General features: G+C 74.7%; 6 protein-coding genes and 1 pseudogene. All 7 read right to left on the reverse strand.

The genetic code is table 11. The features are described 5' to 3' along the window. Positions 1-1,135: pseudogene (locus AB0917_RS22680) on the reverse strand (hypothetical protein); the annotation flags it as partial. Further along, positions 1,132-5,229: a tubulin-like doman-containing protein gene (locus AB0917_RS22685; protein WP_366821437.1), complete on the reverse strand. Its 4,098-nt coding sequence runs from the start codon at positions 5,227-5,229 to the stop codon at positions 1,132-1,134. The gene AB0917_RS22685 and the pseudogene AB0917_RS22680, both read right to left, overlap by 4 nt. A gap of 284 nt (positions 5,230-5,513) precedes the next feature. Next, positions 5,514-7,823 carry a VWA domain-containing protein gene (locus AB0917_RS22690; protein ID WP_366821438.1) on the reverse strand — a complete coding sequence of 770 codons (2,310 nt, stop codon included), beginning with the start codon at positions 7,821-7,823 and terminating at the stop codon, positions 5,514-5,516. 297 nt (positions 7,824-8,120) lie between these two features. After that, positions 8,121-8,672 carry a Pycsar system effector family protein gene (locus AB0917_RS22695; protein WP_366821440.1) on the reverse strand — a complete coding sequence of 184 codons (552 nt, stop codon included), beginning with the start codon at positions 8,670-8,672 and terminating at the stop codon, positions 8,121-8,123. Then, positions 8,669-10,240 carry a hypothetical protein gene (locus AB0917_RS22700; protein WP_366821441.1) on the reverse strand — a complete coding sequence of 524 codons (1,572 nt, stop codon included), beginning with the start codon at positions 10,238-10,240 and terminating at the stop codon, positions 8,669-8,671. Before AB0917_RS22700 ends, AB0917_RS22695 begins: the two co-directional genes overlap by 4 nt. Next, positions 10,233-13,532, reverse strand: coding sequence for a hypothetical protein (locus tag AB0917_RS22705; RefSeq protein ID WP_366821442.1), 3,300 nt, complete (start codon positions 13,530-13,532; stop codon positions 10,233-10,235). Before AB0917_RS22705 ends, AB0917_RS22700 begins: the two co-directional genes overlap by 8 nt. 2 nt (positions 13,533-13,534) lie before the next feature. Continuing rightward, positions 13,535-14,371 carry a hypothetical protein gene (locus AB0917_RS22710; protein ID WP_366821443.1) on the reverse strand — a complete coding sequence of 279 codons (837 nt, stop codon included), beginning with the start codon at positions 14,369-14,371 and terminating at the stop codon, positions 13,535-13,537.

A 14,371-nucleotide genomic window follows, 5' to 3' on the forward strand; every position in this document is an offset into this window, starting at 1 on the left:
GGTGGGGCGGTGCCGGGGGGGGGGCGCGGGCCCCCGCCCCCCCGCGTCCGGCCAGCGCGGTGAAGTGCTGGGCCACCGACCGCAGCGCCAGCCCCTCGCCCAGCAGCGTGCGCGCCAGCTCGCGCAGGCCCTCCCCGACCCGCTCGCCCGCGCTCTCGGCCGGGGGCACCCGCAGCCCGAGCGCGCCGAGCCGGGCGGCGGCCTCCGCGGTGGGGGCGGCCGCACCGCTGCCGCCGCCCTGGAGCGCCCGCTCCACCAGGGCCCGGAACGCGCCCAGATCCTCGCGCGCCCGCTCCAGGTCCGCCTCCAGCGCCTCCCGCCGGGCGGGGCTCAGCAGACCGGGGAAGGCCCCCAGCGCGACGAGGTCCTCGTCGACGCGGTCCAGGGAGTCCGCGCAGGTCCGGTGTGCGAGGTCCGCCGGGCCGTTCGGCTGCCGGTGCCCGTGGCCGCGCCCCTCCCGGCCGGCGACGAGCGCCCCCAGCGGTTCGGGCAGCCGGCCGGCCGGGGGCAGGGTCACCGGGCTCCCGCCCCCGGTGTCCTGCCCCGCGAACCGGGTCAGCGCGTCCCGCCAGGCCCGGTCCCTGACCTCGGGCGGCAGGTCCTGCTCCAGCAGCCGGACGCCGGGCGCGGCCACGGAGTCGGGCAGCGCCTTGAGGTCCTCCAGGACCCGGACGAAGACATCGGGGACCGACAGCAGGTCCACCAGGACGGCCAGCGCACCGGGGTCGTCCGGCTCGGGCCGTTCCAGGGCGGTCCGGGCGGAACGGAGGTCACCGGCCCACACCAGGCCGGTCGTGGACGCCCGCAGCGTCGTGGGGCGTACCAGCCGGCGGTCCGGTTCGTACGCCTCCGCCCCGCCGGCGTACGAACCGGGGGCGCTGCCCACCAGCAGCACCAGGATCCGGATGTCGCCCACCGCCCGGTAGCCGGAGAGCAGTTCGTACTGGAGCTGGTGGTCGGTCAGCCCGGCGGGCGTGTCGGTGACCAGGAACAACGGGTAGTCCGGTTCCGGCAGCCCGGCCCGGCCGAGCTGCTCGGCCACCCGGTCGCGTACGGCCTGCGCCGTGGCCAGGGCGGCGGCGCCGGCGCGCAGGTCGAGATGGACGACGGCGGTGGTGGTGTCGGGGAACGTCACTGTGCGCCCCCGTTCCGGTACGAGCGCCCGGCGGCGCCGTCGTCGCTGTCCGCGTACGGGTCACGCCCGGAGCCGCCCTCGTCGCCGAACCTGCTGTCGGCGGGCCAGGGCTCGGTGTAGCGGTCGTCGGCGGTCGGGCTGTCGGTGTACCGGTCGTCGGTGGGGCGACCCTCGGCGGGGCGGTCTTCGGTGTAGCGGTTGTCGGTGGGCGGGTTGTCGGTGTACCGGTCGTCGGAGGGCCGGCGTTCGGCGGGGCGACCCTCGGCGGGGCGGCCTTCGGCGGGGCGGCCTTCGGCGGGGTGGTCGTCGCGGAAGCGGTCCTCGGTGAAGCGGTCCTCCCGCGTGTCGGCGGTGCCGTACGCGTCGAACCGGTCGTCCACCGGCGTTCGTCCGGCGGCGAACCGGTCGTCCACGGGCCCCGGATCGGCGTGGAACCGGTCGTCCACCGGCCCCGGCCCGGCGCCGAACCGGTCGTCACGGCTGCCCCGGTCGCCCCGGTCCTCTCGGTCGTCACGGCTGTCCTGGGTGAAGCGGTCGTTCCCGTTGTACCGGTCGTTCCCGTTGTACCGGTCGCCCCCGTACGGTCCTTCGGACCCGTACCCCTCGCCCGGCTCGTGCCCGCTCCCGTCCCCGTACCGCTCGCCCGGCTCGTGCCGTTCCCCGGACTCGTACCGCCCGTCCCGCGCACCGTTCATGCCGTACCGGTCCTCCTGCGCGCCCCCGGCGCCGTACCGGTCCTCCGGGTCCTTCCGGTCGTCCCCCGTCCCGTACGCGTACTCGTACTCCCCGGACCGGGAGCCGGGCCGAGGCTCGTCGCGGAGACGGTCCTCCCGGGGGTGGTCGTCGCGGAGACGGTCGTCGGTGACCGGGGCGGACGTCCCCCAGTCCTCGTCGTCCGCCGCCGGGCGCCGGTGCTCCGGGGCGGGCCGGGGGCGGGGCGGTCGCGGGGTGCCGCCGCGTACGTGTTCCAGCAGGGTCCGCAGCGTCGGCTGGATCGCGCGCCGGTCCCCGAACTCGGCGTCCAGGGCCGCGGGCAGGGTCACCGCCCAGAACTCCCACAGCGGCTGGATCCAGCCGTCCACCCGCGGTCCGCCGCGCTCCCGGCGCTCCGCCAGCAGCTCCAGCTGGCGCGGGGCGACGCGCTCGACGAGCTCGACGAACATCGGGTGCGGCGCGGTACCGGCCCGGGTGAGGCCCAGCGGCTGGGCCGACATCAGCTTGCGGCAGTAGTCCCCGACGGTCTGCTCCTCGTCGAGCACCGTCCACCGCTCGTAGGCGCGCAGCAGCTCCGACCAGCTGGAGATGCCGCCGGGGAAGTCCCCGAGCCGCAGCTGTACGCCGGGGACGCCGGGGCCTTTCTCCGGGAACAGCCGCAGCCGCACCCGGGAGGGCGAGGCGGTGTCGCCCTCCAACACGTCCACCTGGCCGTTCCACAGGCAGCACAGCAGGCGGTGCAGGATGGTGCGCCGGTCCTCCTCGCTGCTGACCATCCAGTCGTCCTCGTACCCCAGCCGCTGACGCCAGCGCAGCACGTCGTGGGGCTGCTCGTCGTTCTTGGCCCTGGCCCACTGGCGGAGCACCTTGCGGGCCTCGGGGACCTCGGTGAGGCTCATCTCGCTGCGGAAGAGGACGACGGTGATCGAGTCGCTCTCCACGCCCCGGTACTCGACGGCGTTCTTCGCGTCGGAGGGCAGCCGCAGCGCCTTGGTGAGGTACTCCTGCACCTCCTCCACCGCCTGGACCCGCGGGTAGGTGACGAGGACCCGCAGCGGTCCGGTGCCCTCCGGGGTGAACCCGACCGGCAGCAGGCCGGTGAGCTTGCGGTTGAACAGGTCCAGCGCCTCCTTGCTGACCCGCTCGGCGGCCTCCGCGTCACCGGCGGCGGCCGCCAGCAGGGTGCTCATCGACGGCAGCAGCGGCCGCTCCTCCAACTGCGCGCCGTTCTCCGCGAAGAGCCGGGTGATGCGGCCCTCCAGGCGCGCCTTGACGGTGCCGACCGCCCCGTCGGGGTTGCGCAGGCTCCGCTGGTGGACGTCCTGCCAGGTGTCCCCGTCGACCATCCGCAGCAGCAGCGACGCCTCGTGGGCGCCGTCGCGGAGCCCCTCCTTGCGGACGAGCCGGGCGACGACGTCCTCGTAGAAGTGGTTGAGGTTGCGCTGCGGCGGCAGCAGGTACGAGATCCCGGTGCGGTCCTCGTACAGCTCCATGCCCTTCTGCTGGGAGATCTTGCGCTCCTGGTCGGCCTGCTTGCGGAAGGCGTTGACCAGCCGGGTGAGGTCGGCGCCCGCGCGCTCCGCCTGCTGCTGCCAGCGCTGCTGCTGGTCGCGCCAGGCCTCGTGCCAGATGGTCCGGCTGCGCCAGCGGTACCAGCTGTCCTGGGCCTGGAGGGCGGCCCGGACGTCGTCGTCGCCCCACCGGGCCGGGGACATCCCGGCGAGACGGCCCTTGATCCGGGGCGTCTTCGGCGGCTGGTCGGTGACGCCCCCCGGCCGCCGGGGGGCGCGGGCGCGGGCGGCGAGCATGCCCAGGAAGCCGAGCCGGGCGATCTCGTCCTCACTGTCGGGGACGCCCTTGACCAGGCGTTCGGCGAGGAACGGGTCGACGTCCCGGAGGAGTTTGTCGATGGCCGGGCGCGGGCTGAACCGGGCCGCCATCGACGCGGTCTGGCGGTCGGCGACGGCCCGGAGTTCGGAGAGCTGCCGCTGCATGTCCCCGAGGCGGTCGTTGAGCGCCTGCTCGATCGCCTTGCCGCCGTGCGGCAGCGGCTGGGGGTCCTCGATGGTCAGCTGCTTGCGCTCCCAGAGCTCTTCGAGCTGGGAGTCGGCGAAGAGGCGGCGGACCAGCGGCACGGCGTCGTCCTTGCCCGCGTTGCGGGGCCGTTCGATCAGATCGGTGACCGCCACCCGCAGCAGCCGGCCGGCCACCAGGTCGGCCAGTTGGTCCATGGGGGCGGTCATGGAGGCCACCAGGCTGGTGGAGACGCCGCGCCGGCCGATGCCGGTGGGGGAGAGGGCGCTGCGGTGGACGCCGCGGTTGATGAAACTGGCGGCGAAGGTCTGGAAGTCGTCGTCGGCGGCCATCGACCGGCCCCGGGAGCGGCCGTCGCCCAGTTCGGTGCCGATCAGCGACATGACCAGCGAGACGATGGAGCGGCGCAGGTCGTCCTGGCGGATGCCCGCGGTGGGGCCGAAGAGGAACGCGGTCGGCAGGATGCCGGTGCGCAGCCGGATCGGGGTGGTGCCGGGGTAGCGGATGCCGAGGCCGGTGTCCTGGTCGAGGTCGCCGATCTCCGAGCCGGCGGTCGGCGCGTTCTGCCCGTCGACCAGCCGGAACAGGTCGACCAGCGAGCGGGCGGCGTTGAGTTCGGCCTCGCGGCCGCCTCCGGTCGAGGCGGGGAACGAGGACGGCATCACGACGAGCGGGTAGATCTTCACGCCGTTGAAGCGGCGCATGCGGAACGCCTGGTTGATCAGGTGCAGATAGTCCAGGAAGATCCCGGCCCCGGTGCCGCCCGCGACCGAGAACGCGACGAACACATCGCAGCCCGTGACCCGGCCGCCGCCCAGTTCGCTCAGCTCACCGGCGGACTTGGCGATGGCGTCGATCGCCTGGACGAGGGGCTCCAGGACCGGCTGGAGGGAGTGCCGCAGCGTCGCGAAGAGCGCGGCGCGCCCCACCGTGGGGAGCTGTCCGGCGCCGTTGTGCAGCGGGGTGACGCGCGGTTCGTCGTCCCGTGGCGGCAGCCAGCCGGCGACCTCGTCGCGCAGGCTGGCCCGCAGCATCCGGGTGACCTCCGGCGAACTGTCGAAGTTCGGCAGGAGGTTGTGGGTGGCCCGCGAGGTCCGGGCGTACGCGGGGCGCAGCGCCGGGTCCACGTTGAACTGGGGCAGCCGCTGGAGGTCGGACTCGCTGAAGTCCGCGTACACGAACTGGAGGCAGTCGGGGAGTTGGTAGGGGGCCAGGCCCCCGATGTGCTGGAGGGCGGTGCCGTCGGGGCCGCACAGGTCCACGCGGAGCCGGCGTTCGAGCTCGGCGCCGACCAGGCCGCCGGTCCCGCCCAGGCCGACGAAGAGCATCGGCTGGAAGATCTTCATGGGGTTCCTCCCGCTGTCGGCCGCAAGGGGGCCGGTTCGTCTAGGGGCGTACGTGTACGGGTGCGAGGCCTCGCACCCGTACGGGCGCCGGGGTCTGTCGTGCCGCCGCCGGGGTGCGTCCGCCGGGGTGCGTCCGCTGAGGTCCGTCGGCCGAGGTCTGTCGGGGCTGGATGGCGTCCGCCGTGGTCCGCCGGGGCTGGCGCGGCCTCCGTCGTGGTCCGACGGGGCCCGCCGGGGCTGCGGTGCGGTGCCGTCCCCGGCGGAGGGGGGCGGCACCGCGCGCTTCACAGGTAGTCGTCGTGGGGTCCGGTGGTGGCGTCCCCCGGTGCCCCGGAGCCCTCGGGGTCGGCCTCGGGGGGACGGGGGCTGTCGCGGGTGGGTTCCGGGCCCAGGGCGAGGCTCAGCCGGTCGGTGAGTTCGACCTGGTCGGTCGTGGTGAGCCGGGTCCGGCTCCGGGTGCCGCTGTTCCTGCGGATCACCGCGCCGCCCTCGAGGCTGCGCTGCACCGCGTACTGGCCGTAGGGGCGCCGCTCGATCCGCGGGTTGCTGTGGGCCTCGGCGATGTCGAAGGCGTACCACTGCTTCTGGCCGTGCCCGGCCTTGTGGACGCCCAGCACCGTGCCGTCCTCGGCGATGAGGTGGAGCATCAGCCCGTACGGGTCGCGGCGGATCCGGCGCTGCCGGAGCCAGGCCAGCGTGAGCAGGACGCCGACGACGAGCACGGCGGCGCCCCCGGCCAGCGCCCACCGGTACCGCTCCAGGAAGGTGCCTTCCCGGGTGACCTGGACGGAGAGCGGGGCGCGCTCCAGGACCCGGTCGTCGTCGGTGGCGTCGTGGACGGCGAGGGTCGCACCGACGCCGGTCGGATCGTGGCGGTGGAGCGGCCCCTCGAAGGCGCTCTCCTGGCCGATGCGGATCTTGACCTCGTGGGTGGCGGACGCGCCGGGCTCCACCACGATCTCGGTGGGGCTCAGGGTGAGCAGCCCGGCGCGTACGTCGGCGAGCGAGAGCCGCAACGTGTGCGGGGCGTCGGTGGTGTTGGTCACCGAGAGGTTGGCGGTGACCGTGTCGCCGGGGTGGCCCTCGCCCCGGACGGGGCTGAGGGCCGCGGTGACCGGGAGGGTGCCGGGGGAGACCTGGCCGCCCTCGCTGCGGGTGTCGGCGCTGAGGCCGGACGCGGTGAGGGTGCCGCGGACCTTCAGGGCCCCGTTCGCGCTCTCGGGGACCGTGACCGAACCGGTGAACGAGCCGTCGCTCGCGCTCGGGTCCGCGCCCTTGCCGTCGTCGGCCAGGCGCAGGGGCAGGGGGGCGAAGCCGTCGCCGGTCAGGGCGCTGGAGACCTTCAGACCGGCGTAGTCGGCCGGGTCCTTGATCTCGTACCCCTCGCGGGTCAGCAGCCGCATCGTCACGGTCGCCTTCTGCCCGGCCTGCGGGGAGGGCGGGTCCATGGTGATGGAGCCGCGCAGCTCCCCCTGCCACAGGACGCTGACGGCGACGGGGAGCGAACGGTGGCCCTCGGGGGCCTTCACATCGACCTTCCAGACGCCGGGCACCGGGTCGATGATCTTCAGCGCCTCCACCGTGGAGCCGCCGCCCGCGAGTTCGAAGACCGAGTCGTTGAACTTCCCCGTCGTCGGCACCTTGTTGCCGAGCGGGTCGATGTAGGTGACGCTCACCTCGGCATCGCCCTTGTCGACGACGATGCTGCCCACGGTCGCCAGCGGGGAGATGGTGATCGGCAGGACGGCGGGGGGCCGCTTGCTCGGCCCCGGCCCGTAACGCATGCAGTGGGCGGCGGCGAAGATCCGCTCCAGCGCCGGGCCGACGTCCTTGGCCCCGGAGACCTTGCGGGCCGTGGGCTTGGCGGACGGCAGGTCGACGCAGCCCTTCTGGTAGCCCCCGGCGGCCATCCGGTCGAGCTGCGCCTTGTCCGGGGCGGAGCCGAAGCCGAGGGGCCAGATCTGTACGTTCTTGGCGGCGGCGTTCTTCAGCTCCACCTTTAGCTGCCGCTCGCCCTCGGCCTCGCGGTGAGCCTCGTCCCCGTACTTGTCGCTGCCGGAGACGTCCATCTTCCCGTCGGTCAGCAGGAACAGGACCCGGGGGACCGACGGGTCGGTGCCCGAGCTCAGGTCGTGCACCCCCTGGCGTATCGCGGTCGGGAAGTCCGTACCGGTGCCCTCGTCCTTCTTACGGCTGCGCAGCTTGTCCACACAGGCCCCGATCGACTCGCGCCCGGCCGCGTCCAGCTTGGTCCGGGGGCAGACGGGGTCCACCGCGCGCTGGTCGGCGGACTCGGCGGCGGCGAAGCCGAACACGGTGATGTGCGAGGCCGCCGAGACGCCCCCGAGCGCGATCCGGGCGGCCGCGGCCTTCTCCGCCTTGATGTCCTCGGGCGCGAGGCTGGCGGACTGGTCGACGGCGACCGCGTAGTTGACGGCGGTGGAGGTGGGCTTCGGTGCCGCGACGAGCTGCGGATCGGGGGCGGCGGCCGGTGCGGCGAGGGACATGAGCACGGCCGCACAGGCCAGGACGGCCGGCGCCGCCCGCCCGGCCCGGCGGGTGCGGGCCGGGCCTCTTCTTCGGTCAGTTCGCACGACCGTCCCCTTTTGGTGTGGTTGCTGTGTGTCTGCGTGGTGTGCCTGGCGCCTGGTGCTTGTGGTGGCTGTGTGATTACGTGGAGTGATTGGTCTCGCGGAGTGACTGGTCGTCGTGCTGGGGGTGCGCGCCTGGACGCGGCGCACGCACAGCGGGCGGTGGGTGGTGGTCGGCGGGTGGTAGTCGGCGGGTGGTCATTGGGCGGTGGGTGGCGGTTAGTGGGTGGTGGTTGGCGGGTGGTCAACGGGCGGTGGTCGGCGGTCAGCGGGCGGCGGTTGGCGGTTGGCGGTTGGAGGTCAGCGGGCGGTCAGGCTCCAGGCCAGGGCCAGGGCCGCCGCCGGGGCGAGCGTGGCGACCGCCCAGCGGATCGCCCGGTATTTGGCGGACAGGATGGCGCTGACGTCCACGGCTTGGACGAGCAGCCAGCCGACCGGGTCGCGGCCCGCTTCGGCGATCCGCCCGGCCAGCCGGTCGTAGTCGAACGGGGCGAGCAGGTCCCCGAAGTAGGTCACCCCCTCCCGGTCGCGGACCGTGCCCGTACGGGGCATGAGCGCGCGGACCAGAGCGGCCACCGCGACCACCCACAGCACGCCCGCGAGGACCAGTGCGAGGTCGCCGGGGCCCTGCCAGTCCGGGGAGCCGTGCCGCCCGATGAGGAAGGCGGGCAGCGCGAGCGCCCCGGAGAGCAGCACGGCCGCCTTGGAGTCGGCCCGTCCGAGGTCTTCCCGGACCGTGACCAGCAGCCGTTCGGCGATGCGTTCCCCCGCCCTGTCCGGCCCGTGCGGACCCCCGTTCGGCACGGGGTCGGGCGGGGCGGGGGAAGTCTGTGTGGTGCCGTCTGAGGTCATTCGTCCGCCGCCCATACCCAGCCGTCGTCCCGGGTGCGGCCGCGCGGTGCGGGCGGATCGGGGTCGGGGTCCCGTGCGTCGTACCTCCGTACGTCGTCTCCCCGTACGCCGTCCCTCCGTGCGCCGTCTCTCCGTGCGCCATCTCGTACGTCGTCCCGTGCGCTGTCCTGTACGTCGTCGGCGTACCGGGCGTCCCGGGCGTCCCGTACGTCGTCGGCGTACCGGGGTTCGGTGCGCCAGCCGTCCGGGTCCCAGCCGTCCGCGTCCCGGGGGGCTGCGTCCCGGCGGTCCGGGTCTCGGCGGTCCGGGTCTCGATGCTCCGGGTCCCGACGCTCCGAGGTCCGACGGTCTGGGTCCCGGGGGCCGGCGCGCCGGTCGCCACGGTGCCGGTCGTCGCGGCGCTGGTCTTCCGAGCGCCGGCCGTCATCGCGCCGGTCGTCCGAGTGCCGGTCGTCCGCGTGCCGGTCGTCCGCGCGCCGGCGGTCACCGTCCCGACCATCGCCACCCCGGCCATCGCCACCCCGACCGCCACCACCCCGGCCGTCACTACCCCGGCGGTCACCACTCCGATCGCCACCACCCCGGCCGTCACCGTCCCGGCGAGCCGGCCGCGAAGGGGGCCGGTCCTCCACCCACTCGGGGGTGAACGGCTCATCGCGGCCGGACTCCAGCTCGCGCGGGGCGCGTTGGGCGGGCCGGGAGCCGACGGGGCCCTGGATGCGGAGGCGTTCGCTGTTGAGGTAGGCGAGCGCCTGGGCGTCCAGCTCGCTGGAGGGGATCTGGCCGCTGGCGACCATGTCGAAGAGCCGGTCGACCCGGTCCTTCTCGTCCTGCCGGCCCTCCTGGCGGATCTTCTCCAGGAAGCTGTTGGCCGCCGCGGGGTCCGCGGCCAGCATGTGGCTGAGCTGCTCCAGCTCCCCGCCGCGCAGCATCCGGAGGTAGTCCTCCTGGCGCATCCGCGCCAGCGCGGAGGCGCCCTGCTGGTCCCGGACCTTCTCCACGTGGCCGATCGTCCGGTCGTCGACCCGCAGCCGTACGAACAGCCGCACCCGCAGCCCGATATCGCTGCCGAGGTCGCTCCACCGCCCGGAGACGCACTGCTGGGTGATGGCGCTGTTGGCGCTCTCGGCCTGGTTCACCGGGAACTGGGCGGAGATCTGCCGCAGCCGTTCCAGGGTCGGCGCGGTGAGCCGCTGGGCGACGTCGGTGACCGCCTGGACCGCCACCAGGTGCGGGTCCTCGACGGTCCACTGGATGTCCACCTCGGCCTTGAAGAACGTCGCCCCGCCGGCGGCCGGCAGCTCCATCTGGAGGGTGGTGACGAAGGTCCCGGTGGCGATCTCGCAGATGGTGTGGGGCCGCGCCAGCGCCCGCTTGTCGTAGTGGCGTACGCCGGAGACGCCGGCCACGCTGTAGCCGCCGTTCCGGTAGAACAGCACGGATGTGGTCCGGGCGCCGCTGTGCCGGAACGAACCGGTCGGCGTGTACTCCCGCAGGAACGGGCCGGCGGGGGCCGTCGTGTCGTACTCCGCCATGCCGTCCTCCGCCACGCCGTTCTCCTCAGCCATGACTTCCCTCCTCGTCGGACCGCCGCTGCCGTGCCGGCACGGCGAGCCACCACAGGGCGCTCGCCTGCTCGGCGGTGAGCGGACGGTCCTGATCCCTCATCATTCGGCGCAGCAGCCAGTCCAGCCGTCGCCGGTCGTGCTCCTCGGCGGTCAGGGCGGGCAGCAGCGCCGCCAGCCCCGGCCGCGTCCAGTCGCTGCCGTTCTTGCGCGAGGCGGAGCGCAGCATGGACTCCAGGGCGTCGAGCGCGACGTCCTGGGACCGCGCGGTGTTGAGCGCCGTCCAGAACAGGTCGGCCAGCCTGCCCGTCAGTTCGGGCCGGGTCGCGACGAGCGCGAGCAGCAGGGGCCAGTCGCCCCGGTCGCCCAGCGGGGTGCCGGGCTCGTCGTCCAGGACGTCGTCCACGTCCGTCAGCGCCAGCCGGACGATGGCGACCAGGGCGAGATCCTGGTACTCCTCGCCGCGGTGCTCGGTCCATGCGCGTAACCGGCTGAGTACGACGTCGTTCTGATGGAGCGTCAGCAGCCGGACGACGTTCAGGGAGGCCACGGCGAGCTGTTCTCCGCTGTCGTGGACGCCGATCCGGGCCAGCGCGTCCAGGGTGTCGTCCATCGAGTCGGCCGCCCGGCCGTAGCCGAGGGCCATGGCCGCCGTCCAGCGCAGCGACGCCGTGCCGTACCGCGACCAGTCCTCGACCAGCTTGCGGACCGCCTTGCGATGCGAGGCGTGCCCGGCCACCTGGTCCAGCGCGGTGGCGGCGAAGACCCGGCGGCGGTAGGAGGGGGTCTCGGCGAGAGGGCGGACCAGCTCGGTGAAACCGTGCTCGAAGTCCCGTACGGACAACTCCCCGGCGGCCACCGCGGCGCGTACCGACACATCGGGCCGCGGGTCGTCGGCGAGCAGCCGCAGCCAGCGGACGACCGGGGCGCGGACGGGGAAGTGCCGGTCCCAGACCTCGGCCAGGACGGCGGCGGGCAGGGCGGAGCCCCGGTAGAAGATCAGCTGACCGGCCACCTCGGCGCCCGCCACGTCGAGCACCCCGTCCTCCGAACGGGCGCGGGAGAGCGCCAGGTCGGCCTCCGGGTCGTCGCAGAACAGCGGGCGGGAGGGGGTGCTGTCCGGATCGCTCTGTACGGAGAGTTCCCAGGTCAGCAGATGGGCGGCGGTGGACACCGCGCTGTGCGACGCGCCGCCGAGGACGGCCAGCGCGATCCGGAAGGCCACCGGGTGGAAGAGGGCGGCCGTTCCGGAGCGCGTGGACGCGCGCGTACGGCCGTCACCGGCGGCGGCCGGTGCGGGCAGGGCGGGCGGGGCGGCCAGGGCCCGGTCCACCCCGGCGAACCACTCGTACGCCTGGACGGCGGCGAGGCTGCGGCAGCCGGACAGCAGCTCCTCGCGGGTGAGGTTGCCCAGCACGTGTTCGGCCAGCAGCGAGGCGAGCAGCTCGGCCTCGGCGGGCCGCAGGTCGGTGAGCCCGACGGCTTCGGTGACGTCGGGGTCCTCGGAGAGCCGCGCGGCCCGGTCGAGGAGCCGGGAGAGTTCGTCGGCCCGGTCCGGCCCGGGACCCCCACCGGCGTCGCCGGTCGTACGGGCTCCTTCCGTACGGCCGGGCACCCCTGCCCCACCGGCGTGCCCGGTCCCCTCTGCCCTACCGGCGTGCCTGGTCTCCCCTGCCCTACGGGCGTGCCCGGTCTCCCCGGCCCCACTGGCGTGCCTGGTCTCCCCGGCACCGCGCGCGCCGCGGTCCGCGTCGGCCCCTTCCGCGCGCTCGGGCGGGCGGGGTTCTTCTGTACGGGCGGGGGTGCGCGCCCCTTCCGAGGTGCGGGGGGCGCGGGCTCCGTCCGAGGTCCCGGGGGCGCGGGCTCCGTCCCCGCTCCCAGGCGTATGGGCTCCTTCCCCGCTCCCGGGCGTACGGGCTTCTCCCGAGGTCCCGGGCGTGCGGGCCCCCTCCTCGCCCCCGGCGTTGCTGTACTCCTCCTCCAGCCGCTCCCGCAGCCGGGTGGTGACCAGCTCGCGGGTCGGCGCGGGCGGGCAGATCATGCCGTACCGCCCGGCCAGCATCGGGTTGGCCGCCGACCCGACGCTCACGACGACCACCGCGTACGCGCCCCGCTCGGCCAGCACCGACGCCAGCCGGTCCAGGTCCATCTCGTCGGGCGGCAGTGTGCCGGGCCGGTCCAGGGCGAGCTCCAGCAGATACCCCGTACCGCGCCGCTCACCGATCCCCCCGGCGGCCCCGTCACCGCTCCCCCCGGCGGCCCTGTCACCGGCATCACCGGCCCCGTCACCGGCCCCACCGCCCCCACCACCGGCCACCTCACCGGCCCGACCACCGGCCCCTTCGGCGGCCCCACCGCCCCCGTCACCGCCCCGACCACCGGCCCCACCGGCCCGGCCACCGGCCACCTCCCCGGCCACTTCGTCGGCGAGCCCGCGCACACCCTCGCCCCCGCCCGGATCGACGCGGCGCACCCGGTCGCCGCCCCCGGCGCCCTCACGGGTGACCTCGTCCAGCAGGGCCAGGGCGGTGCAGGTGCGGCCGGTGCCGGGCGCGCCGCCGAGCACCAGGAGCCGGCGTGACTGCAGCGCCCGACGCAGCCGTACGTAACCATCCGGCGCGACGTGGTCCCGCCGCAGCCGCCGCAGCTCCTCCTCGGGGACCGGCCCGCCGCGCATCGCGGCTCCGGAACGCCGGGCGTCCAGCGAGACGTTGATGTCGCCGATGTGGGCCTGGCCGATGCTCGTCCGGTCGAAGCTGGTGAGGTCCCGTCCGCTGATGTGCAGTTTCTGCCCGGCCCGCCGGGCGCGGGCGGCGGCGGCGAGGTCGGTCGGCGCGTCCTCGCCCTGTTCGTCGGCGAGCGGGTCGCGGGTCAGGCCCTTGAAGCGGTCGGCGGCGCGCTCGCGCTCCTTCTCCCGCTCGGCGGCTTCGTCGTCGGCGGACCCGGACCCGGACCCGGACCCGGAGTCGGAGCCGGAATCGGAATCGGAATCGGGCCTGGACCCGTCGGCGGAGTCGGAGCCCGTCGCCTTCTCGTCGTCCCGGTCACCGCCGCGTTCTCTGTCGCGGCCGTCCCCGCGTTCCCTGTCCCGGCCGCCCCCGCGCTCCCCGCCCTGGGCGTCCCCGCGCTCTCTGTCCCGGTCACCGCCGCGTTCCCTGTCGCGGCTGCCCCCGCGCTCCCTGTCCCGGGCGCCCCCGCGTTCGCCCTTGCCGCGGGGCGCCTCGGCGGAGCGGGCGTTGTTCGGCTTCTGCGGTGCGGGCTCGGACGGCCGTTCTGCCGCTGCTTCGTCGGCCATGGTCAGGCCTTTCGGGGGTCGGTGCCGATGTTGTCGCCGATGTGTACGGACTGCTCGTAGACGTTGTCCCTGTGCACGTACAGGTTGTTGCGGGCCAGGTACTGGACGGACTCCTCGCCGTCCTCGTCCTCGTCCTCGTGATCGCCGTCGTGATCGTCCTCGTCGGCCAGGACGAAGGGGGCCGGGCCCACGGGCGGCGGGGTGGCCGGCTCGTCCGGACCGGTCTCCCGGATGACGGGGCTCGGCCGGCCGGGCAGATGGAACCAGGCGGTGACCTCACCCTCCTTGAGGGTGAGCCGCGCCGGGGCGTACCGGGCGGGATCGATGAACTTGCCCCCGGCGGCGACCACTTCGAGGTAGAGGGAGTCGGAGACGGCGAGGACCAGATCGGCCCGCTCGCGGTCGAGCAGCCGCCGGGCGACGGAGGAGTCGGCGAGCCGGCACGTGAGGTCGACGGCGTGCCCGCTGATGCCCCGGCCGTCGCGCCGGACGGGACCCACGTGCATGGCCACCCGCAACCCGAGGGGCACGAGCAGCGAGCGGTTCTCCTGGCGCAGGTTCTCGTGCACCTCCACGATCCACAGCCCGAGCAGCCGCGCCACCGCGATCCGGCCGGGGACGGATATCAGTACGCCGTCCCCGCGGTCCTCCAGGTGGAGGGCGTCCCGGGCCACCCGGGCCTGCGTGAACGCGGTCTCCAGAACCCGGTAGATCCGCTCCCGCATCAGCGGCTTCTCGGCGTCGCCGTACTGCCCGGAACGTCTGGCGTCGACGCTGATCACCAGCTCGTAGCGCGCCTCACCGGCATCCAACGTGCCCTGATCGAACCCGAGTTCCAC

Source organism: Streptomyces sp. NPDC007346 (assembly GCF_040703535.1).
GTDB lineage: Bacteria > Actinomycetota > Actinomycetes > Streptomycetales > Streptomycetaceae > Streptomyces.